The 19,597-nt window shown below is 72.3% G+C and carries 18 protein-coding genes; 12 read left to right on the top strand and 6 right to left on the bottom strand.

Features of this window, described 5'->3' with window-relative positions:
- Nucleotides 1-25 precede the first annotated feature (25 nt).
- The 3 genes from ppdK (at nt 26) to AB0959_RS43840 (ending at nt 4,190) form a co-directional block, all read left to right on the top strand.
- Nucleotides 26-2,722: a pyruvate, phosphate dikinase gene (gene ppdK / locus AB0959_RS43850; RefSeq protein ID WP_366832519.1), complete on the top strand. Its 2,697-nt coding sequence runs from the start codon at nt 26-28 to the stop codon at nt 2,720-2,722.
- A 32-nt stretch (nt 2,723-2,754) separates the two neighbouring features.
- Entirely contained in the window at nt 2,755-3,492 is a 738-nt protein-coding gene (locus AB0959_RS43845; protein ID WP_366832518.1) for a CBS domain-containing protein, read from the top strand.
- A gap of 239 nt (nt 3,493-3,731) precedes the next feature.
- On the top strand, nt 3,732-4,190 hold the full coding sequence (locus AB0959_RS43840) for a pyridoxamine 5'-phosphate oxidase family protein (protein ID WP_366832463.1): 459 nt from the start codon (nt 3,732-3,734) through the stop codon (nt 4,188-4,190).
- 54 nt (nt 4,191-4,244) lie between these two features.
- Here AB0959_RS43840 and AB0959_RS43835 read toward each other — a convergent pair whose 3' ends face one another.
- Together AB0959_RS43835 and AB0959_RS43830 are read right to left on the bottom strand one after the other, a co-directional pair.
- Nucleotides 4,245-4,934, bottom strand: a complete 690-nt coding sequence (locus tag AB0959_RS43835; RefSeq protein WP_366832462.1) for a pyridoxamine 5'-phosphate oxidase family protein — start codon at nt 4,932-4,934, stop codon at nt 4,245-4,247.
- Nucleotides 4,935-4,970: 36 nt separating this feature from the next.
- Entirely contained in the window at nt 4,971-6,041 is a 1,071-nt protein-coding gene (locus AB0959_RS43830; RefSeq protein ID WP_366832461.1) for an alcohol dehydrogenase catalytic domain-containing protein, read from the bottom strand.
- A 230-nt stretch (nt 6,042-6,271) separates the two neighbouring features.
- Here AB0959_RS43830 and AB0959_RS43825 point away from each other — a divergent pair, with 230 nt between their 5' ends.
- On the top strand, nt 6,272-6,673 hold the full coding sequence (locus AB0959_RS43825; protein ID WP_366832460.1) for an STAS domain-containing protein: 402 nt from the start codon (nt 6,272-6,274) through the stop codon (nt 6,671-6,673).
- A gap of 13 nt (nt 6,674-6,686) precedes the next feature.
- Here the strand turns inward: AB0959_RS43825 and AB0959_RS43820 are convergent, their stop codons facing one another.
- The 3 genes from AB0959_RS43820 to AB0959_RS43810 all read right to left on the bottom strand — a co-directional run bounded on the left by AB0959_RS43820 (nt 6,687) and on the right by AB0959_RS43810 (nt 9,212).
- Complete coding sequence (locus AB0959_RS43820; protein ID WP_366832459.1) at nt 6,687-7,700, bottom strand: 2-hydroxyacid dehydrogenase; 1,014 nt, start codon at nt 7,698-7,700, stop codon at nt 6,687-6,689.
- A 298-nt stretch (nt 7,701-7,998) separates the two neighbouring features.
- Nucleotides 7,999-8,508, bottom strand: a complete 510-nt coding sequence (locus AB0959_RS43815) for a flavodoxin domain-containing protein (RefSeq protein WP_366832458.1) — start codon at nt 8,506-8,508, stop codon at nt 7,999-8,001.
- Nucleotides 8,509-8,537: 29 nt separating this feature from the next.
- The gene (locus AB0959_RS43810) at nt 8,538-9,212 is read right to left on the bottom strand and encodes a CBS domain-containing protein (protein WP_366832457.1); all 675 of its coding nucleotides are present in this window, start codon (nt 9,210-9,212) and stop codon (nt 8,538-8,540) included.
- A 320-nt stretch (nt 9,213-9,532) separates the two neighbouring features.
- Between AB0959_RS43810 and ppk2 the strand changes: the two genes are divergently transcribed.
- The 5 genes from ppk2 to AB0959_RS43785 all read left to right on the top strand — a co-directional run bounded on the left by ppk2 (nt 9,533) and on the right by AB0959_RS43785 (nt 13,921).
- Entirely contained in the window at nt 9,533-10,336 is an 804-nt protein-coding gene (gene ppk2, locus AB0959_RS43805) for a polyphosphate kinase 2 (RefSeq protein ID WP_366832456.1), read from the top strand.
- Between the two features lie 94 nt (nt 10,337-10,430).
- Nucleotides 10,431-12,143, top strand: coding sequence for a sulfate permease (gene sulP, locus AB0959_RS43800; RefSeq protein WP_366832455.1), 1,713 nt, complete (start codon nt 10,431-10,433; stop codon nt 12,141-12,143).
- Nucleotides 12,144-12,250: 107 nt separating this feature from the next.
- The gene (locus AB0959_RS43795; protein ID WP_366832454.1) at nt 12,251-12,916 is read left to right on the top strand and encodes a hypothetical protein; all 666 of its coding nucleotides are present in this window, start codon (nt 12,251-12,253) and stop codon (nt 12,914-12,916) included.
- On the top strand, nt 12,888-13,181 hold the full coding sequence (locus AB0959_RS43790; protein ID WP_366832453.1) for a hypothetical protein: 294 nt from the start codon (nt 12,888-12,890) through the stop codon (nt 13,179-13,181). Before AB0959_RS43795 ends, AB0959_RS43790 begins: the two co-directional genes overlap by 29 nt.
- Nucleotides 13,178-13,921, top strand: coding sequence for a metallophosphoesterase (locus AB0959_RS43785; protein WP_366832452.1), 744 nt, complete (start codon nt 13,178-13,180; stop codon nt 13,919-13,921). Before AB0959_RS43790 ends, AB0959_RS43785 begins: the two co-directional genes overlap by 4 nt.
- Nucleotides 13,922-14,001: 80 nt before the next feature.
- Here AB0959_RS43785 and AB0959_RS43780 read toward each other — a convergent pair whose 3' ends face one another.
- Nucleotides 14,002-15,987, bottom strand: coding sequence for an ABC transporter ATP-binding protein (locus tag AB0959_RS43780; protein ID WP_366832517.1), 1,986 nt, complete (start codon nt 15,985-15,987; stop codon nt 14,002-14,004).
- A gap of 276 nt (nt 15,988-16,263) precedes the next feature.
- Here AB0959_RS43780 and AB0959_RS43775 point away from each other — a divergent pair, with 276 nt between their 5' ends.
- The 3 genes from AB0959_RS43775 to AB0959_RS43765 all read left to right on the top strand — a co-directional run bounded on the left by AB0959_RS43775 (nt 16,264) and on the right by AB0959_RS43765 (nt 19,439).
- Nucleotides 16,264-17,190, top strand: coding sequence for a lysylphosphatidylglycerol synthase domain-containing protein (locus tag AB0959_RS43775; protein ID WP_366832516.1), 927 nt, complete (start codon nt 16,264-16,266; stop codon nt 17,188-17,190).
- 79 nt (nt 17,191-17,269) lie between these two features.
- Nucleotides 17,270-18,034 (top strand): crotonase/enoyl-CoA hydratase family protein, encoded by a 765-nt coding sequence (locus AB0959_RS43770; protein WP_366832451.1) that lies wholly within the window; start codon nt 17,270-17,272, stop codon nt 18,032-18,034.
- A gap of 313 nt (nt 18,035-18,347) precedes the next feature.
- Complete coding sequence (locus AB0959_RS43765) at nt 18,348-19,439, top strand: mechanosensitive ion channel family protein (RefSeq protein WP_366832450.1); 1,092 nt, start codon at nt 18,348-18,350, stop codon at nt 19,437-19,439.
- Nucleotides 19,440-19,597: the final 158 nt, after the last annotated feature.

Raw genomic sequence — 19,597 nt, 5'->3', positions numbered from 1 at the left:
GTACGAGGCTGAGGAGTACGGCGTCATGGTCCGTTACGTGTACGACTTCCACGAAGGCGGCCGTGACATGGCCGGCCTGCTCGGCGGCAAGGGGGCGAACCTGGCCGAGATGAGCCGGCTGGGTCTGCCGGTGCCGCCCGGTTTCACCGTCACCACGGAGGCCTGCCGGGCCTTCCTGCGTACCGGCACCGAACCCGGCGGGATGTCCGAGGAGATCTCACGGCACCTGACGGCGCTGGAGGCCGGGGCGGAGCGTCTGCTGGGGCAGCCGGACGACCCGCTGCTGCTGTCCGTCCGTTCCGGGGCCCGCGTCTCCATGCCCGGCATGATGGAGACGGTCCTCGACATCGGCCTGAACGACGACTCCGTCCTGGGCCTGGCCAAGTCCTCCGGGAGCGACCGCTTCGCCTGGGACTCCTACCGGCGCCTCATACAGATGTTCGGCAGTACGGTGATGGGCGTCGACGCCGCGGTCTTCGAGCGCGCCATGACACGGCTGAAGGAGTTCCGCGGCGCCCCGGACGATCTGCACCTGGACGCGAGCGACCTCGCCGGCCTCGCGGAGACGTACAAGGACCTGATCCACGAGGTGACGGGCGACGACTTCCCGCAGTCACCGGCCGAGCAGCTGCGCCGCGCGGTCCTCGCCGTCTTCCGATCCTGGAACGGCGAACGGGCCCGCCTGTACCGCCGCCGCGAGCACATCCCCGACGATCTCGGTACGGCGGTCACCGTGCAGCGCATGGTGTTCGGCAACCTGGGCCCCGACTCCGGCAGCGGCGTGGCGTTCACCCGCGACCCCGCCACCGGCCGCCCCGGCCTGTACGGGGACTACCTGGCCAACGCGCAGGGCGAGGACGTCGTCTCCGGCATCCGCAACACGGTGTCCCTGGCCGAGCTGGAGCACCTGGACGCGACGTCGTACCGGCAGCTGTGCGACCACATGCGGACGCTGGAGCACCACTACCGGGATCTGTGCGACATCGAGTTCACCATCGAGCGCGGCAGGCTGTGGATGCTGCAGACCCGGGTGGGCAAGCGGACCGCCGAGGCCGCGTTCGCCATCGCCGCGGAACTGGCCGAGGAGGGGCTCATCGGCGAGGACGAGGGGCTGGCGCGGGTGAGCGGGGAGGGGCTCGCGCGCCTGATGTTCCCGCGCTTCGACACCACGGCGACCGGTGATCCGCTGGCCCACGGCATCCCGGCCTCGCCGGGCGCCGCGGTCGGCGCGGCGGTCTTCGACTCCGCGGAAGCGGTGCGGCGTGCGGCGGCCGGCGAGAAGGTCGTGCTCGTACGCCAGGAGACCACGCCCGACGACCTGCCCGGCATGGTCGCCGCCCAGGCCGTGCTCACCAGTCGGGGTGGGAAGACCAGCCACGCGGCCGTGGTCGCCCGCGGCATGGGAAAGGTCTGTGTCTGCGGCGCGGAGGAGCTCACCGTGGACACCGTGGCGCGGCGTTTCACCACCCGCGACGGGACCCTCGTCGAGGAGGGCACGGTCGTCTCGGTGGACGGCTCGGCGGGTGCCGTGTACGCGGGGGCGGCTCCGCTGGTGGACTCGGCGGTGATGCGGTACCTGGAGACCGGTGAGCGGGGCGAAGGCTCGGCCCAGCTGGTCGACGCGGTGGCGCGCGCCCTGCGGCGGGCCGACGGCGTACGGCGGCTGGAGGTGCGGGCCAACGCCGACACGCCCGAGGACGCCGCCCGTGCGCGCCGGTTCGGCGCGCGGGGCATCGGCCTGTGCCGCACGGAGCACATGTTCCTGGGCGACCGCCGCAGACTGGTCGAGGAGATGATCCTGGCCCGCGACGACAGCGCCCGCGAACGTGCCCTGGCCGCGCTGCTGCCCCTGCAGCGGCAGGACTTCGCCGGCATCCTGGAGGCGATGGACGGCCTGCCCGTCACCATCCGCCTCCTCGACCCGCCGCTGCACGAGTTCCTGCCCGACCGCACCGAACTCGCCGTGCGGATCGCCACCGCCGACGCCCGCGGCGACCTGCCGGACCCGCACGACACCGAGCTGCTCGACGCCGTGAGCCGCATGCACGAGGAGAACCCGATGCTGGGCCTGCGTGGGGTGCGTCTCGGCCTGGTGGTCCCTGGCCTGGTCGCCATGCAGGTACGGGCCGTCGCGGAGGCGGTGGTGGAGCGCACGCGGGCCGGGGGCTCCCCCGACGCGGAGATCATGGTGCCGCTGGTCGGGGCGGTCGAGGAGCTGAGGATCGAGCGCGGGGAGGTCGAGCGGGTCCTGGCCGAGGTCTCCGAGGAGTCCGGTGTCGCCGTGCGCTGCCCGGTCGGCACCATGATCGAGCTGCCCCGGGCGGCGCTCACGGCGGGCCGGATCGCCGAGGAGGCGCAGTTCTTCTCCTTCGGCACGAACGACCTGACCCAGACCACCTGGGGCTTCTCCCGTGACGACGTCGAGGCCGAGTTCTTCTCCGCCTACCTCGACAAGGGCGTCTTCGCCGCCTCCCCGTTCGAGACGCTCGACCGTGAGGGTGTCGGCCGCCTCGTCGAGGTCGCCGTCGCCGAGGGCCGCGCGACGCGCCCCGGCCTGAAGATAGGCGTCTGCGGGGAGCACGGCGGCGACCCGGACTCCGTCCACTTCTTCCACGGGGCGGGACTGGACTACGTCTCCTGCTCGCCGTTCCGCGTTCCGGTGGCCCGCCTGGAGGCCGGGCGGGCCGCGCTGCCGGGAGGCGCGGCCGGTGACAGCAGGTGACAGCAGGTGAGGAGGACGCCGTGAAGACCCACATCAAGATCCACACCATCGGCGAGGTCATGACCCGCGAGGTCGTCCGGGCGCGGCGGGACACACCGTTCAAGGACGTGGTGCGGCTGCTGGACCGGCATCGGATCAGCGGCCTGCCGGTCGTCGACCACGACGACAAGGTGGTGGGAGTGATCTCCGGGACCGAGCTGGTGCGCGGGCAGGCCGCCCGTGCGGACACGGGCGTCGGCGACCGGCCCCGGCTGCCGTGGCTGCGGCCGCGGTTGCGGCGCGCGGGGCGTGCCACCGCCGCCCGGGCGCACGCCACCACCGCGGCGGAACTGATGTCGACGCCCGCGATCACCGTGCATCCTGAACAACTCGTCCCGGATGCCGCGCGGATGCTGGAGCGTCACGGCATCGAGCGGCTTCCCGTGGTGGACGAGGAGGACCGCCTCATCGGTATCGCCACCCGCCGCGACCTGCTGCGCGTCTTCCTCCGCACGGACGAGGAGATCCGGCGGCAGGTGACCGACGAGATAGTCGTCGGCACGGCACATCTGCCGCCCCGCACGCTCGTCGTCTCCGTCCGGGACGGCGTGGTCACGCTGGAGGGCCGCCTGGAGCACCGTAGCGACGTCCCCGTCGTCGTCCTGTCGACGTGGCGGATCGAGGGCGTCGTCGGCGTGGTCGACAGCCTCACCTTCCGCGTCGACGACGTCCACCCGCCCGGGAAGCACCCCTCGCACAGGATCGGCCACTACTGGTTGCCCGAGCGCTGACCGGGGCGGGCGGACACACGACGAACGCCCGCGCGGGTGGGCCGCCCGGGCACCTCCCAGGGCCGAACGGCCCTGGCGCGAGAAGCCCCCGTGCCGTTCCCATGGCCTGACCGGACCTTGCCGGGCCTGACCTGGCTCGACAGGGGTCTGACCGGGCTTGACCGGGTCCTGACCGCTCCGAACCGCCCGGCCCTCGGGACACCAAAGCAGTGAGAAGCCAATCCGTACGGAAGTCCGCCATGACCGTCGACAACGCCCCGCCCGCCCCCGCCGGGCCACGCCAGAGCGTCGAGCTCGATGGCGAGGAGGCCCTGCGGCTGCTGGGCAGCGTGTCCCTGGGGAGGGTCGTGTTCACCCGGCACGCGCTGCCGACCGTCCGTCCGGTCAACCACGTCCTCGACGACGGCGACATCGTCATCCGTACCCATGAGGGCGCCGCCCTGACCTCGCACACCCGGCAGGCCGACGGCCCGGGCGTGGTCGTCGCGTACGAGGCCGACGCCATCGACCCGAACACCCACCTCGGCTGGAGCGTGGTCGTGACCGGCTACGCCCACCTGGTGACCGACCCGAACGAGCTGGCGCGCTACCGGCAACTGCTCCACCCCTGGGTGAAGCAGGCCATGGACTACGCCGTCCGCATCCGCCCCGACCTGGTCACCGGCATCCGGCTCACCACGACCGACCGGTCCCCCTGAGCCGTACGACAGCACCAGGGCCGGTCGGTCTTCCGGGTGGCCCAGGACGCCGCCTCAGACCGTGATCCGGCGCCCGGTCACGACGAGCGGGTCGATGCCGATCCACAGATCGCGCTGTCCGCCCGCCCAGGGAGTGCTGTACGCGCGGTCCGCGAGCAGGCGCACGGCGTCGGGATCGGTGACGGCCCGCGCCCGCCCCCGTACGAGCACGCTCCACCCCTGGCTGAACGCCTCGTCGATGCGGTCGACCTCGAAGGCGACGGAGCGGCCCGGCGCCTGCGAGGGTGCCGTTCCGGGGGCGGTCCTGAAGACGATCGCGCCGTCGACGACGCCGTAGTTGACGGGGACGATGACCGGTCCCGCGGAAGTGGACACCGCGAGTCGGCCCACACCGTGCGTACCGAGCAGCACCCGGCACTCGTCCGCGCTCAGATCGGTGAACCGCGGGTTCCCGGCGGCCCGTCCGGGACCGGGCGGGAGTCCGGCGTGTCCGCCCGCGAGCTCCGTCACGGTGGTTTCCAGGACTCCCGCCAGCCTGAGCAGGGCGCCCGCGTCCGGTGCGGCACCGGGGTATTCCTCCAGGTAGCGGAGGTAGCTGGGAGCGATGCCCGCCCGGTTGGCGGTCTGTCTCCGGGTCATGCCGAGTTCGGCGCGCCGCGCGGCGAGGCGGCGTCCCAGATCACCCGGGGACGGTCCCTCGGTCGTGTCCCGCGTGTGCGAGGGTGCCTGTTCCTGGTCGGTCATGGCCCCTCACTCCCTCCTGTCGGGCCGTCCGTCCTGTCAGGCCGCTCGGACGGCGACGACGTCGTGCTGCGGCTCGCCGAGCATCACCTTGAGCGCGCCCGTGTCGGCGGCGCCGGCGAAGACGTCGTACGCCTCCTCCATCTGGTCCAGCGGGAAGCTGTGGGTGACCAGCGACGCGGTGGGCAGTCGGCCGGCGGCGGCCATCCGCAGCAGGGTGGGCGTGGAGTAGGTGTCGACCAGGCCCGTGGTGATGGTCACGTTCTTGGTCCACAGGTCTTCGAGGTGCAGGGTCGCGGGCCTTCCGTGCACGCCGACGTTGGCCACGTGCCCGCCGGGCCGCACCATGCGCGTGCACAGCTCGAAGGTCTCCGGCGCGCCGACCGCCTCGACGACCACGTCGGCGCCCAGCCCGTCGGTGAGGTCCGCGACCAGTTGCTCGGGGCCCTCGCGGGCGTCGGCCACGGCGTCGGCGCCGAGCCGCTTGGCCGCGTCCAGCCGGGCGGCGGCCACATCGACGGCGATGACGCGTTCCGGCGCGTACAGCTGGGCGGTGGCGGTGGCCGCCAGTCCGACGGGGCCGACCCCGACGACGGCGACGGTGTCTCCGGGCTGCACCCGCCCGTTGAGCACGCCCACCTCGTAGCCCGTGGGGAAGATGTCCGCCAGCAGGACGGCGTCCTTGCTGTCCACCGCACCCGGCAGGGTGTGGACGGACATGTCCGCGTACGGCACGCGGACGTACTCGGCCTGCGTGCCGTCGATCACGTGGCCGAGGATCCAGCCCCCGCCGCCCCGGCACTGGCCGTACGTCCGCTCCCAGCAGAAGCGGCAGCGGCCGCAGGCGGTGATGCAGGAGACCAGGACCCGGTCCCCCGGGCGCACGGTGTGCACGTCACGGCCCGTCTCGACGACCTCGCCGACCGCCTCGTGCCCGAGGACGGTGCCGGGGCGGACCTCGGGCACGTCGCCCTTGAGGATGTGCAGGTCCGTGCCGCAGATGGTGACGACGTCGACGCGCACGATCGCGTCGGTGGCCTCCTTGATGGCGGGATCCGGAACGTCCTGCCAGGCGGACTGCCCCGGACCGTGGAAGACGAAGCCCTTCATGACGATCCCCACCTTCCTCGGGTCGTCCCGGGCGGTCGGCTCGGCGGTTCGCCGTGGGACCGGTACGCCGGGGACGTCGGCGCGACGAGTGGGCTGCTCCTCATCTCCATAGTGACCGGCTCCGGGGAGGTTCGCCTGGGGCCGCCCGGTCCCCACCCGGCCCTCGTGCCAGGGCGAAGGGGACCGAACGGCCCTTCCCCGTGCCCCGCCGCCCCGGTTCTCCTTCTGTCATGGCCGACAACCACATCAGGTCCGCGCCCTGCCACACGGAACGTACCGCCGGCGGTACGACCGTCGTGGAGCTGCGTGGCGAGATCGACATCCTCACGGCACCGGCCGTCGCGGCGCGCCTGGACGCCGTCACCGCGGGGCCTTGCCCCGACCTGGTGCTCGACCTGCGTCCCGTGTCCTTCATCGACTGCGCGGGCCTGGGTCTGCTGTGCCGGGCCCGGAACCGGACCGTGGCCCGGGGCGGCCGGCTGCGGCTGGTCACCGACAGCGCCTGTTTCCGGCGCATCCTGCGCGGGACGCTCCTGAGCGGTGTCTTCGAGGTGTACGCCCACCTGTCCGAGGCGCGGGTGCCGGAGGAGACCGGCACGGTACCGGGCGGCCGTCGCGCACCCACCGGGTGACGCCCGGCGGTGCTCAGACCGCCACGGGCCGGACGAGGGTGTTGTCGCCGGTGCGGCCGGCGACGTAGTCCTCCACGTTGCGGGCGGTGGTCTCGACGATCTGCTCGACGGCGTCCCGGGTGAAGTACGCCTGGTGGGAGGTGACCAGCACATTGTTGAAGGTCATCAGCCGGGCGAGGCGTTCGTCGGTCATCACCTCCAGGGACTTGTCGAGGAAGAACAGCCCCGCCTCCTCCTCGTACACGTCCAGGCCGACGCCGCCGAGGCGTCCCGCACGCAGCGTCTCCAGCAGGGCGTCGGTGTCGACCAGACCGCCACGACTGGAGTTGATCAGGATCGCGTCGTCCTTCATCAGCGCCAGGGCTTCGGCGTCGACCAGGTGGTGGGTGTTCGACAGGAGCGGCACGTGCAGGCTGACCAGGTCCGCCTCGGCGAGCAGCCACTCGTGCTCGACGTACCGCATGCCGAGCGCCAGGCACTCGGGGTTCTCGGTGATGTCCCAGCCCAGCAGCCGCATGCCGAAACCGTGGGCGATGCGGGCGAACGCAGTTCCGATCCTGCCGGTGCCCACGACGCCCACGGTCCGGCCGTGCAGGTCGCGGCCCATCAGCCCGTCGAGCCGGAAGTCGAACTCCCGGGTCCTGTGGGCGGCCCGGACGATGCGGCGGTCGACGGCGAGGGCCAGCGCCCAGGCGAACTCGGCGACCGAGTACGGCGAGTAGGACGACACCCGCGCCACCGTCAGCCCGAGTTCCTCGGCCTCCGTCAGGTCGATGTTGTTGAAACCGGTGGCCCGCTGGGCGAGCATCCTCGTGCCGCCTGCCGCCAGCGTGCGCAGGACCTCCGCGTCCAGGGTGTCGTTGACGCCGCAGAGCACCACCTCGTGCCCCTCGGCCGTCGGTGCGGTGTCCCGGTCCAGGAACAACCCCAGGCAGCGCAGCCCGTGCCGGTCTGCGAACGCCCGCTGGAACGCCGCCCGCAGCAGCGGCTCCTCGTCCTTCAGGACGCCGTACGCGACGATCTCCACGCGCGCTCTCCTCCCTAGGGTCCCTCGGGGCGGGTGGTCACCTCCCCACCGTAGGACGACGGAGACGGGGCGACCGGGGCGAGCGGGCCTGCCGTTAGGCCCTCTGGACGAGTGAGGGCGGCCCGGCGACGCACTAGGCATGCCCGATCGGCCGTCGCCCCAGGTGCCGGTCGGGGCGACGGCCGTCGCGCGAGATCTCGCCTCCCCCCGGCCGCAAGATCGCGCGCCGACCTCGCGGCTTCCGGGGCGTGCGGGAGAGCGCCCCACCGACGCGCACCGCGAGGTCTGGCTCAGACAGTCATGTCCTCCCCGCCACGCCCACGAGCTGCGACCCGACGCGCGCGGCCCACGCCTCGATCGCGGGGAAGTCGCGGAAGTCCCCGCCCTTTCCGCTGCGGAGGATCATCCGTGCGACCCATCCCTTGGCGCCCTCCTCCAGGCAGCCTCCGAAGGTGACGTGCTCCCTGGCGTCGAGCACCTGCATGGCCTTCTTCACGCCGGGTACGGGCGGGATGTCCCGCTCGGAGGCCGACGGGTCGAGCGGGCCGCTGCTGAACAGCCACAGCGGTCGTTCGGCCAGGTCGTGCTCGTGGCGGCGGACGAAGCGGCGGGCGTCCTTCTGCCAGCGCCCGGCATACAGTCCGCCTCCGACCACCACGGCGACGTACGGCGCCACGCTCCCCACCGTCCGGGCCGGGAGTGCCTCGGCCCTGAGTCCGTCCCTGCGCAGGACCTCCGCGATGGTTTCGGCGATCCGCGCGGTCGATCCGTTGGTCGTTCCGTAGGCGACCAGCACGCTGTCGGGCATGGCGGTCCGCCTCCTCTCCGCAGCCGTGGTCAGATCCCGGGCAGCCGGCCGCCGCCGGCGGCGCCGCCCCGCAGCGCGGGCTCACCGGGACGCCGACGCGCGTCGTCCGAACGGTGGGTGAGCCGGTCGACGACCGCGACCACCCCGTCGATCTGACGTGTCATCGAGACGGCGATGTCCGTCTCGCTCCTGCGCTCCATGTGGCCCTCCAGGGTGACCACGCCCTGCGCCACGGAGACGTCGACGGTCCGGGGCGCCGGCCAGAGCGCGCGGACGAGTACCTCCTGGATCACCTCCTCACGGATGTCCTTGTCGGGCCGCAGGAAGACCTGGAGCAGATCGCGCCGGGTGACGATGCCGACGAGCCTGCCCTCCTCGTCGAGGACGGGCAGCCGCTCCACGCGCGCCTGCGCCATGGTGCGTGCGGCCTCGACGATCGTGGCGTCGGCCCGCACGGTGACGGGCGGCTCGCTCATCAGTTGCCCGGCGGTGCGGGCCCGCGCCTTGACGGCCCGGGTCTGAGCCTGCCGGACCATCAGGTCGGTCTCTGAGATGACGCCGATGACCTTCTCGTCCTCGTCGACCACCGGCAGCCCGCTGATCCGGTGGTCGGCCAGCAACCGGGCCACCTCCTTGAAGGGGGTGCCGTGCTCGGCACGGACGACCTCCGTGGTCATCACGGTGCCGACCTTGTTGTGTCGCATGTCCAGTTTCCCTTCTCGGCGGGGTCGGCGCAGGTGCGGGCTCCTCGGACACTCCTCGTCGTACGGGGCTCGTGGTACGGGGCTCGTCCCGGCCTCTGGAGGCACTTCGAGCATCCGTCGGCGCGCCGGGCCGCTCCAGGGCTGTCCGGGGTCGGTCCGAGGGCCGGTCGGCCCTGGTTTCCGGGCTCCTTTCCCAGCTCGGCGCGAGGCCGAGTACGCGCTGTCGCGGTGCGCGGATCGGCACAGGTCAGTACGGTGCTGTTCTGGTGTTCGACCCTGGACGTGAGGGTTCCGTCGGGTCATCGAGCGGTGGAGGCGGCATGGCCGGCAAGGACGCGGCGAGGGTGCCGCGCAAGCTGTATGAGCGTGAACTGCTGCGTCTGCAGACGGAGTTGGTGAAGCTGCAGGAGTGGGTGCGGGCGGAGGGGGCCCGGCTCGTCGTCGTCTTCGAGGGGCGGGACGCGGCGGGCAAGGGCGGCACCATCAAGAGGGTCTCCGAGCACCTCAATCCCCGGGTGGCCCGGACCGTGGCCCTCCCCAAGCCGACCGAGCGCGAACGCACCCAGTGGTACTTCCAGCGGTACGTCGAGGAGCTGCCGGCCGGCGGGGAGATCGTGCTGTTCGACCGCAGCTGGTACAACCGCGCCGGGGTCGAGCACGTGATGGGCTTCTGCACCAAGGAGGAGCACCAGCTGTTCCTGCGCCAGTGCCCGATCTTCGAGCGGATGCTGGTGGAGGACGGGATCCTGTTGCGGAAGTACTGGTTCTCGGTGAGTGACGAGGTGCAGGAGGAGCGGTTCCGGCAGCGGCTGGAGGATCCGACGAGGCGCTGGAAGCTCTCGCCCATGGACCTGGAGTCGATCACCCGCTGGGAGGCGTACTCCCGGGCCAAGGACGAGATGTTGGTGCACACGGACATCGCCGAGGCGCCGTGGTACGTCGTCGAGAGCGACGACAAGCGTCGGGCCCGGTTGAACATGATCGCGCACCTGCTGGGCACCATGCCCTACCGCGACGTGCCGCCGACCGTGCTCGACCTGCCGCCCCGCCCGCCGTCGTCCGGCTACGAACGGACGCCGCGCGATCTGCAGACGTACGTCCCCGATCACGCGGCGAGCCTCTGACCGGTCGCCCGGGTGGTCCGTCGCCCGGGTCACCCACTCGGATGGGTGGCCCCGCGTCAGCGGATCCTGCGATGATGCGCTGAAAGGGAGACTCATGGACCGCAGCGCAGACGGCCACGTCCCGCTGTGGCGCCGCCTCGCACCCGGGCTCGGCTCGCTCTTCGGCTACCGGCGTTCGTGGCTCAAGGGCGACGTGCTGGCCGGGGTGACGGTGTCCGCGTACCTCGTGCCCCAGGTGATGGCGTACGCCGGTGTGGCCGGGCTGCCGCCGGTCGCCGGGCTGTGGGCGATCCTGCCCGCGCTCGCCCTGTACGCCCTGCTCGGTTCCTCCCGTCTGCTCTCCGTCGGCCCGGAGTCGACGACCGCGCTGATGACGGCGACGGTGGTCGCTCCCCTGGCCTCCGGGGATTCCGCCCGGTACGCGACGCTGGCGGCCACGCTCGCGTTCGCGGTCGGGCTGCTGTGCCTGGTGGCGTGGGTGGCACGGCTCGGCTTCGTCGCGGATCTGCTGTCCCGGCCGGTGCTCATCGGGTATCTGGCGGGCGTGGCGCTGATCATGACGGTGGACCAGTTGCCCAAGCTCACCGGCGTCGACACCACGGGCTCCGCGTTCTTCCCGCAGCTGTGGTCCTTTTTCGTGAACCTGCCGCAGGCCCATCCGCCCACCGTCGTCTTCTCCGCCGTCGCGCTGGTCCTCCTCTTCGCCTCCGCCCGGTACGTCCGCGCCGTGCCCGCCCCTCTCCTGCTCGTCGTACTCGGTACGACGGTGGTGGCGCTCTTCGGGCTCGACGAGCGGTACGGCATCAAGGTCGTCGGCGACATCCCGGCGGGCCTGCCCGGACTGGCCTGGCCGGACCTGACCGAGCTGCCGCGGCTGCTGCTGCCCGCCCTGGGCGTCCTCCTCGTCGGGTACACCGACTTCATCCTGACGGCACGGGCCTTCGCCGGCCGTGACGCGGACGCGCCCGCGCTCGACGCCGATCAGGAGTTCCTCGCGCTGGGCGCCGCCAACCTCGGGGCGGGAGCGCTGCACGGCTTCCCGGTGAGCAGCAGCGCCAGCCGCACCGCGCTGGGCTCCTCGGCGGGCGCGCACAGCCAGGCGTACTCCCTCGTAGCGGGCGCGGTCGTCCTGGCCGTACTGCTCTTTCTCAGCCCGCTGCTGTCCCACACCCCGTCGGCCGTTCTGGGGGCGCTCGTCATCTACGCGGCCGTCCGCATGATCGACCTGGCGGGGTTCCGCCGGCTGGCCTCTTTCCGGCGCGGGGAACTGCTCCTGGCGCTCGGCTGCCTCGCCGGGGTCCTGGCCCTGGACATCCTGTACGGGGTGCTGGTCGCCGTCGGTCTGTCCATCGCCGAGCTGCTGACGCGAGTGGCCCGCCCGCACGACGCCGTCGAGGGTCTGGTGCCCGGGGTGGCCGGCATGCACGACGTCGACGACTATCCCGAGGCCCGCACGATCCCCGGCCTGCTGGTCTACCGCTACGACTCCCCGCTGTTCTTCGCCAACGCGGAGGACTTCCGGCGCCGGGCCCTGGCGGCCGTGGACGACCAGGAGGGCCCGGTGCGCTGGTTCGTCCTGAACGCCGAGGCGAACGTGGAGGTCGACATCACGGCTCTCGACGCCGTCGACGCCCTGCGCCGCGAGCTCACCGACCGGGGCATCGTCTTCGCCCTCGCCCGCGTCAAACAGGACCTGCTGGACGATCTGAAGGCGTACGGCCTCGTGGACGCCGTCGGAGGCGAACGGATCTATCCCACGCTGCCGACGGCCGTGGCCGCGTACCGGGAGTGGTCCCGCGGGCGTTAGGTGTCGAACGGCGTGTCGCACGGCGGTGGATCACACGGGTGGCTGTGGCGCCCTCGTACAGCCCGTTCTGCCTGGCCATCGGCGTTGATCACACTATGGTGGGTGGCATGGAGACCCCGTTCGTGAAGGGGCGGAACGGCGCTTCGCCGGGTGACCTCGCCGAGCCGGCCGACGTGCTCCCCCCGAACCGCACTCCGGCCATCCTGGAAGCGGCGAAGGAGGTCGCGGGGCTGCTCAAGGCGGGAGGACATCGCTTCGCGCTGGCCGGTGGTGTCGCCGTGTACGCCCATGGCGGCCCGGGGACGCTCCAGCACGACGTCGACTTCTGCGTGCTGCCCGAGGACACGGAGGCCGTCACCGCCACGCTGGCCGCCGCGGGGCTTGAGGTGTTCGAGCCTCCGGAGGACTGGCTGCTGAAGTCCCGGTCCGAGGGGCAGGACGTCGACCTGATCTTCCAGCTGGCCCATGCCCCGGTGAGCCCTGAGCTCCTGGACAGGGCGGAGGTGCTGTCGGTCGAGTCCGTGCAGATGCCCGTCCTGGCGGCGACGGACCTGCTGGTCGGCCGTCTGACGGCGTTCACCGAGCACTACTGCGACTTCGGGGCCGTGCTGCCGATCGCCCGGACCCTGCGGGAGAAGATCGACTGGCACCGGGTCCGGCGCGAGTGCGGCTCCGAACCCATGCCGGCCGCCTTCCTCTATCTGCTGGAACGCCTCCACGTGATCGAGCCGGAGGAGCCCGGCCATGGCAACAGGACCCGACAGGGGACATGACGCCGGTGCCGGCCACCCCGCGCACGGCGTCGAGTACCGCATCGCCCACCTGGAGGAGCGGCTCGCCCGGGACGAGCTCGCGGAGCTCGGCATGCGGATCGAGGCCCACGGCGACGCCGTGCACATCACGGGCACCGCGCCCACCGCCGGCCGGCGGGAGGCCGTTCTGCGCATCGCCGAGGAGGAACTGCCGGGCGTGACCATCCGGGCCGACATCGCCGTGGCGGACGCGACCGCCCCCGACCATCCGGAGGAACTGTCGTGATCCGGGTCGCGGCCGTCGGGGACATCCACATGGGGCCGGACAGCCGGGGTCTTCTCCGCCCGGCGTTCGAAACCCTGCCCGAGCACGCCGACTTCCTGCTGCTCGCAGGGGACCTCACCCGGCGCGGCACCCCGGAGGAGGCCCAGGTCGTCGCCGACGAGGTGGCGGGGCTGCCGGTGCCCGTCATCGCCGTCCTCGGGAACCACGATCACCACGCCGAGCGGCCCGGCGACGTGACGGCCGTGCTGCGGGCGGCGGGCGTGAGAGTGCTGGAGGGCGAGGGAACCGTGGTCGAGGCCGGCGGTGTCCGGGTGGGCGTCGCCGGGACCAAGGGGTTCGGAGGCGGCTTCGCCGGGCGCAGCGGCGGCGAGTTCGGCGAACCCGAGATGAAGGCCTTCGTCCGGCACAGCCGCAGGTGCGCGGACGGTCTGCGCCACGCCCTCGACGGGCTGGCCCGGGACGGATGCGCCGTGCGTGTCGCGCTCACGCACTTCTCGCCCGTACCGGACACGCTGGTCGGGGAACCGCTGGAGATCTACCCGTTCCTCGGCAGTTATCTGCTGGCCGAGGCGGTGGACGAGGCGGGAGCCGACCTCGCCGTCCACGGCCACGCCCACCTGGGCACCGAGCACGGCATCACGAACGGCGGCGTCCGGGTACGCAATGTGGCCCAGCCGGTCATCCGGCGCGCCTTCGCCGTCTACGAGCTGGCGCTGGACGGGGAAGCGCACGGTACGTAGAGGGCTCAGGCGTGGGCTTGGGCACGCCCCGCTGCCGCCCCAGCGGCCGCGCGGGGTGTGCCCTGGCCCCTGCTCACTGCCTACGCCGCGGCCTCCTTGCTCGGCGCGGCCCCCGCCGTGCCGGGTGCCGGGGGCTCGGGGGTGGCCGTGTGGCCGGCGTCCGCGGTCAGGGCCGACTGCGGCTCGGGCCCCTCCCCGGACCCTGCCTCCGACGCGTCCTTCTCGAACTGCGTGCGGTGCAGCTCCGCGTATCGTCCGTCCGCCGCGAGGAGTTCCTCGTGCGTGCCGCGCTCCACGATCCGCCCGGCCTCGATCACCAGGATCAGGTCGGCGGCCCGTACCGTCGACAGGCGGTGTGCGATGACCACGGCCGTCCGGCCCTCCAGGGCCTCGGCGAGGGCTTCCTGGACCGCGGCCTCGGAGGTGTTGTCCAGGTGGGCGGTTGCCTCGTCGAGGATGACGACGCGTTGGCGGGCGAGCAGCAGGCGGGCGATGGTCATGCGCTGGCGTTCGCCCCCGGAGAGCCGGTAGCCGCGTTCACCGACGACCGTGTCCAGGCCGTCGGGCAGGGAATGTACGAGGGCGTCGAGGCGGGCGCGGCCAAGGACGTCCCACAGGTCGTCGTCCGTGGCGTCGGGGCGGGCGAGGAGCAGGTTGGCGCGTACCGAGTCGTGGAACAGGTGGCCGTCCTGGGTGACCATGCCGAGGGTCTGCCGCATCGACGCGGCGGTCAGGTCACGGACGTCGACGCCGCCGATGCGGACCGTCCCGCCGTCGGTGTCGTACAGGCGGGGCAGGAGCTGCGCGATGGTCGACTTGCCCGCGCCGGACGAGCCGACGAGTGCGACGGTCTGCCCGGGTTCTGCGCGGAAGGAGATGCCGTGCAGAACCTCGGCACCGCCGCGGGTGTCGAGGGAGGCGACCTCCTCCAGTGAGGCGAGGGAGACCTTGTCGGCGGACGGGTAGCCGAAGCGGACCTCCTCGAACTCCACGGCCACCGGGCCGTCCGGCACCGCACGGGCATCCGGCTTCTCCTCGATGAGCGGCTTGAGGTCCAGTACCTCGAAGACGCGCTCGAAGCTCACCAGGGCGCTCATGATCTCGACGCGCGCCCCGGCGAGCGCGGTGAGCGGCGCGTAGAGGCGGGTCAGCAGGAGGGCGAGGGACACCACCGCGCCCGCTTCCAGGGTGCCGCGCAGCGCGAGCCAGCCGCCGAGGCCGTACACCAGGGCGAGGGCCAGGGCCGACACCAGGGTGAGCGCGGTGATGAACGCCGACTGTGCCATCGCGGTCCGCACCCCGATGTCCCGCACCCGCCGGGCCCGCGCCGCGAACTCCGCGGACTCGTCTCCAGGGCGCCCGAAGAGCTTGACGAGGGTGGCGCCGGGCGCCGAGAAGCGCTCGGTCATGCGGGTGCCCATCGACGCGTTGAGGTTCGCGGCCTCCCGCTGGAGCCCGGCCATGCGGCGGCCCATGCGCCGGGCGGGTACCACGAACACCGGCAGCAGGACGAGGGCGAGCAGCGTGACCTGCCAGGACAGGGTGAGCATCACGGCGAGGGTGAGCAGCAGCGTCACGAGGTTGGCGACCACTCCGGACAGGGTGTTGCTGAACGCCCGTTGCGCGCCGATCACGTCGTTGTTGAGACGACTGACGAGCGCTCCCGTACGGGTACGTGTGAAGAACGCGACGGGCATGCGCTGCACATGATCGAACACAGCCGTGCGCAGATCCAGGATGAGGCTCTCGCCGAGGGTCGCCGACAGCCACCGCCCGAGCAGGCCGAGGGCCGCCTCGGCGAGCGCGATGAGGGCGATGAGCACGGCAAGGCGTACGACGACGCCCTCGTCGTGCCCGGACACGATGGCGTCCACGACACGCCCCGCGAGCACCGGTGTGGCGACGGCGAGGAAGGCCGTCGCCACGCTCAGCAGGACGAACTGCGCGATCCGGCGGCGGTGCGGGCGGGCGAAGGCGGCGATGCGGCGCAGCGTCGCGCGGGCGAGCGGTCTGCGCTCCTGCGCGTTCATGACGCTGTGCAGTTGGGTCCAGGCGGTGGTCTCCATGCTCATGGAGGTGACTGTAGGACCTCAAGCTTCCTTGAGGTCAAGGACGTTTCGCAGGCCGCCTCCGCCGCCCCTTCCCGGGCCTCCGCCGACCGCCCCGGGCCTTCCGTCAGTCTCCTGCGGGCATCCGCCGTCTCTCCTTGTCCGGAGCGTCAGCCGCTGTCCCCGCTCCCGCAACCGCCTGTTGGTCCGCGGCGGAAAACCTCTTCGAACGTGACAGCGGTACGACTCCCCCAGGACCGCCCCGGACTTTCCGGCCGCGCCCCGCGTATCCCTATCCGCCAGATCCGCCAGATCCTCTGCCTGGTCCCGCTAGCGCTCGTCCTGGTGGTGGCCGTACGCCACCGCGACGTGCTCGTGGAGGGGTTCGGGCATTTGGGGACGGCCCAGTGGCCGTGGCTCGTGGCGGCCGCCGGCGCGACCTGCCTCACGTGGGTCGCGGCAGCGGTCACCCGGCAGGGCGCGCTCGTCGAGCGGCTACCCGTGCGCAGGCTGCTCGCCACGCAGTTCGCGGCGGGCGCGGCCAACCACCTGCTGCCCACCGGCCTCGGCGCGACGGCGGTCAACCTGCGCTTCATGACGGTCTGCGGCGTGCCCCTGGCCCGCTCCTCCGCCGCGCTCGCGCTCTACCTGCTGGCCGAGTCGATCGCCCGCGTGGGCCTGCTGCTCGCCCTGCTGGTGGCGTTCCCCGGCGCACTCCGGCTCGGCACTCTGCTCCCGGACGTGGCGGTCGGCCCCCTGCTGCTGGGGGCGGGAGCGGTGCTCTGTGTCGCGGTGGTGGTCCTGGCCGCCGTACGACGGGTACGTACGGCCGCCGTGACCTTCCTGCGCACGGCGCTCACCGAGGCCCGTTCGGTGCACACCCGCCCGGCCCGTGTGCTCGCCCTCTGGGGCGGCTCGCTCTCCTTCCCGCTGCTCCAGGCGGCCGGACTGACCACCGTGGGGCTGGCGCTGGGCCTCGACGTGCCGGTGGCCCACATGGTCGTCGCGTATCTCGCCGCCACGGTCGCGGTCGCGCTGATCCCCACGCCCGGCGGCATCGGCTCGGTGGAGGCGGCACTGGTGATCGCGCTGGTGGCGGCCGGAGGTCCGGTGGCCGTGGCGACGGCGGTGGTGCTGGCGTTCCGGATCATCACGGTGTGGCTGCCGCTGCTGCCGGGGGCGCTGACGCTGGGGGCGCTGGTTCGTCTGAAGGTGATCTAGAAGATGGTCCAGAAGGTGATCCAGAAGGTGATCCCGCCCGAGTAGCCTGCTCGCGTCGGCCACGGGAAGGGGCAGCGCGATGTCGGTCCGGATCGAGCGTCAGGGCTACGTGACCACGGTCGTCCTCTCACGGCCTGAGGCCCGCAACGCGGTGGACGGTCCCACGTCCGCCGAACTGGTCGACGCCTTCCGGGAGTTCGACTCCGACGAGACAGCGCGCGTGGCGGTGCTGTGGGGCGAGGGCGGCACGTTCTGCGCGGGCGCCGACCTGAAGGCGCTCGGCACGGAGCGCGGCAACCGGGTCACGCCGGACGGGGACGGACCGATGGGGCCGACCCGGCTGCGGCTGTCGAAGCCGGTGATCGCCGCGGTCTCGGGGCACGCCGTCGCCGGGGGGCTGGAGCTGGCGCTGTGGTGCGATCTCCGGGTGGCCGAGGAGGACGCCGTGTTCGGGGTGTTCTGCCGCCGCTGGGGCGTACCCCTGATCGACGGCGGGACCGTACGGCTCCCCCGGCTCATCGGCACCAGCCGCGCGCTCGACATGATCCTCACCGGGCGCCCGGTGCCCGCCTCCGAGGCCTACGAGACGGGCCTCGCCAACAGGGTCGTACCGAACGGCCGCGCCCGCGCGGAGGCCGAGGAACTCGCCGCCACGCTCGCCGCCTTCCCGCAGGCCTGCCTGCGCGGCGACCGCGCCTCCGTCCTCGACCAGGAGGGGCTGGCGGAGGAGGCCGCGCTGGGGGTCGAGTTCAGGCACGGGGCGGGCGTGTTGCCGGAGGCGATGGAGGGAGCGGCGCGCTTCGCGGCGGGGGCGGGCCGGCACGGGGTGTTCGGCGAGGACTGAAGGACCCGCGTGCGGGCGCGGGGTGCGATGGCGTCCGCGAAGAAGCCCGGGGGCTCGGGGCCTCCTTGCCGGGCCGTACGCCCTCGTACGACGCGATGAGGAGGAATGAGAAGGATTCGTACGACGTCAGTGGCCGGTTAACGAAGGTCCGGTGACGGCCCGCCACCCGCATACGGCAGGATGAGCGGTCGCGCCCGCCTTCGTACACGCGTCCGGGCGTGATCGTGCAGACCGTGATTCGAGCAGGTGGCAAGGTGACGACACATCACATCCGGCCCGCGGGCCGTTCCCCGCGTCCCTCGGGAGGCGACCGATGAACCGGGACCTCACCCTCGACGACCTGGTGATGGCCGGAGTGGCCCTGGCCGCGGGCCTGTTGCTGGCGTTCCTGCTGCGCATGCTGCTGCGGTGGCTCGGCAGACACGCGACACGCACGCGCTGGAGCGGTGACGACGTCATCGTCGACGCGCTGCGAACGCTGGTGCCCTGGGGGGCGGTCGTCGGTGGTGCGGCGGCCGCGGCGGCGGTGCTGCCGCTGACCCGGACGGTCGGGCACAACGTCAACCAGGCGCTGACCGTGCTGCTGATCTTCGTGGTGACGATCACGTCGGCCCGCCTGATCGCCGGGCTGGTGCACACGCTCACGCAGTCCCGTTCCGGGGTCGCGGGATCGGCCACGATCTTCGTCAACATCACGCGGGTCGTGGTCCTCGCGATCGGCTTCCTCGTGGTGCTCCAGACGCTGGGCATTCCCATAGCCCCGCTGGTGACCGCCCTGGGTGTGGGAGGTCTCGCGGTGGCCCTCGCGCTGCAGGACACCCTCGCGAACCTCTTCGCGGGTATCCACATCCTTGCCTCGAAGACCGTGCAGCCCGGTGACTACATCCGGCTGAGCAGCGGCGAGGAGGGCTACGTCACCGACATCAACTGGCGTCAGACGACGATCAGGGAGCTCTCCAACAACCTGGTCATCATCCCCAACGGTCAGCTGGCCGGCACCAACATGACCAACTTCAACCGGCCCGAGGAACAGTTGACCCTTCTCGTGCAGGTGGGTGTCGCGTACGACAGCGACCTCGAGCACGTGGAGCGGGTGACCGAGGAGGTCGTGGCCGAGGTGATGGCGGAGATCGAGGGGGCCGTGCCCGATCACGAACCCGCGGTCCGCTTCCACACCTTCGGGGACTCGCGTATCGGTATGACGGTCATCCTGGGCGTGGGTGAGTTCAGTGACCAGTACCGGATCAGGCACGAGTTCATCAAGCGGCTGCACAAGCGGTACCAGGCGGAGGGCATCCGTATCCCGTCCCCGCGGCGCACGGTCATGTTCCAGCAGCAGGGCGCGCCGGGGATTCCTCACCAGCGGGACGGGTTGACGGCGGAGGTGACGGAGCTGGCGCCGTAGGGGTTCCGGGGTTTTCTCGCCCCCGCTCGCCCCCGCCGCCCCTACCCGTCCCATCCCTGGGGGCTGCGCCCCCAGACCCCCGGGTGGGGGTTGGGGTGGGTTGGTCGGGTGCGGGTGGGTGGGGGCTGGTCGCGCAGTTCCCCGCGCCCCTAAAATCC

Origin of the sequence: Streptomyces sp. NPDC046862 (genome assembly GCF_040704615.1) — a bacterium.
Classification (GTDB): Bacteria; Actinomycetota; Actinomycetes; order Streptomycetales; family Streptomycetaceae; genus Streptomyces.
The sequence above is the reverse complement of the archived record's forward strand: the minus strand, read 5'-3'. Positions and strand labels throughout refer to the sequence as shown.

What these genes read in the sequence shown, in the direction of transcription:
- AB0959_RS43780 (WP_366832517.1), bottom strand. Translation starts at nt 15,987, where the DNA reads ATGGAGACCACCGCCTGGACCCAACTGCACAGCGTCATGAACGCGCAG.
- ppk2 (WP_366832456.1), top strand. Translation starts at nt 9,533, where the DNA reads ATGGCCGGCAAGGACGCGGCGAGGGTGCCGCGCAAGCTGTATGAGCGT.
- AB0959_RS43825 (WP_366832460.1), top strand. Translation starts at nt 6,272, where the DNA reads ATGGCCGACAACCACATCAGGTCCGCGCCCTGCCACACGGAACGTACC.
- AB0959_RS43840 (WP_366832463.1), top strand. Translation starts at nt 3,732, where the DNA reads ATGACCGTCGACAACGCCCCGCCCGCCCCCGCCGGGCCACGCCAGAGC.
- AB0959_RS43790 (WP_366832453.1), top strand. Translation starts at nt 12,888, where the DNA reads ATGGCAACAGGACCCGACAGGGGACATGACGCCGGTGCCGGCCACCCC.
- ppdK (WP_366832519.1), top strand. Translation starts at nt 26, where the DNA reads ATGGTCCGTTACGTGTACGACTTCCACGAAGGCGGCCGTGACATGGCC.
- AB0959_RS43835 (WP_366832462.1), bottom strand. Translation starts at nt 4,934, where the DNA reads ATGACCGACCAGGAACAGGCACCCTCGCACACGCGGGACACGACCGAG.
- AB0959_RS43770 (WP_366832451.1), top strand. Translation starts at nt 17,270, where the DNA reads ATGTCGGTCCGGATCGAGCGTCAGGGCTACGTGACCACGGTCGTCCTC.
- AB0959_RS43765 (WP_366832450.1), top strand. Translation starts at nt 18,348, where the DNA reads ATGAACCGGGACCTCACCCTCGACGACCTGGTGATGGCCGGAGTGGCC.
- sulP (WP_366832455.1), top strand. Translation starts at nt 10,431, where the DNA reads ATGGACCGCAGCGCAGACGGCCACGTCCCGCTGTGGCGCCGCCTCGCA.
- AB0959_RS43795 (WP_366832454.1), top strand. Translation starts at nt 12,251, where the DNA reads ATGGAGACCCCGTTCGTGAAGGGGCGGAACGGCGCTTCGCCGGGTGAC.
- AB0959_RS43815 (WP_366832458.1), bottom strand. Translation starts at nt 8,508, where the DNA reads ATGCCCGACAGCGTGCTGGTCGCCTACGGAACGACCAACGGATCGACC.
- AB0959_RS43810 (WP_366832457.1), bottom strand. Translation starts at nt 9,212, where the DNA reads ATGCGACACAACAAGGTCGGCACCGTGATGACCACGGAGGTCGTCCGT.
- AB0959_RS43830 (WP_366832461.1), bottom strand. Translation starts at nt 6,041, where the DNA reads ATGAAGGGCTTCGTCTTCCACGGTCCGGGGCAGTCCGCCTGGCAGGAC.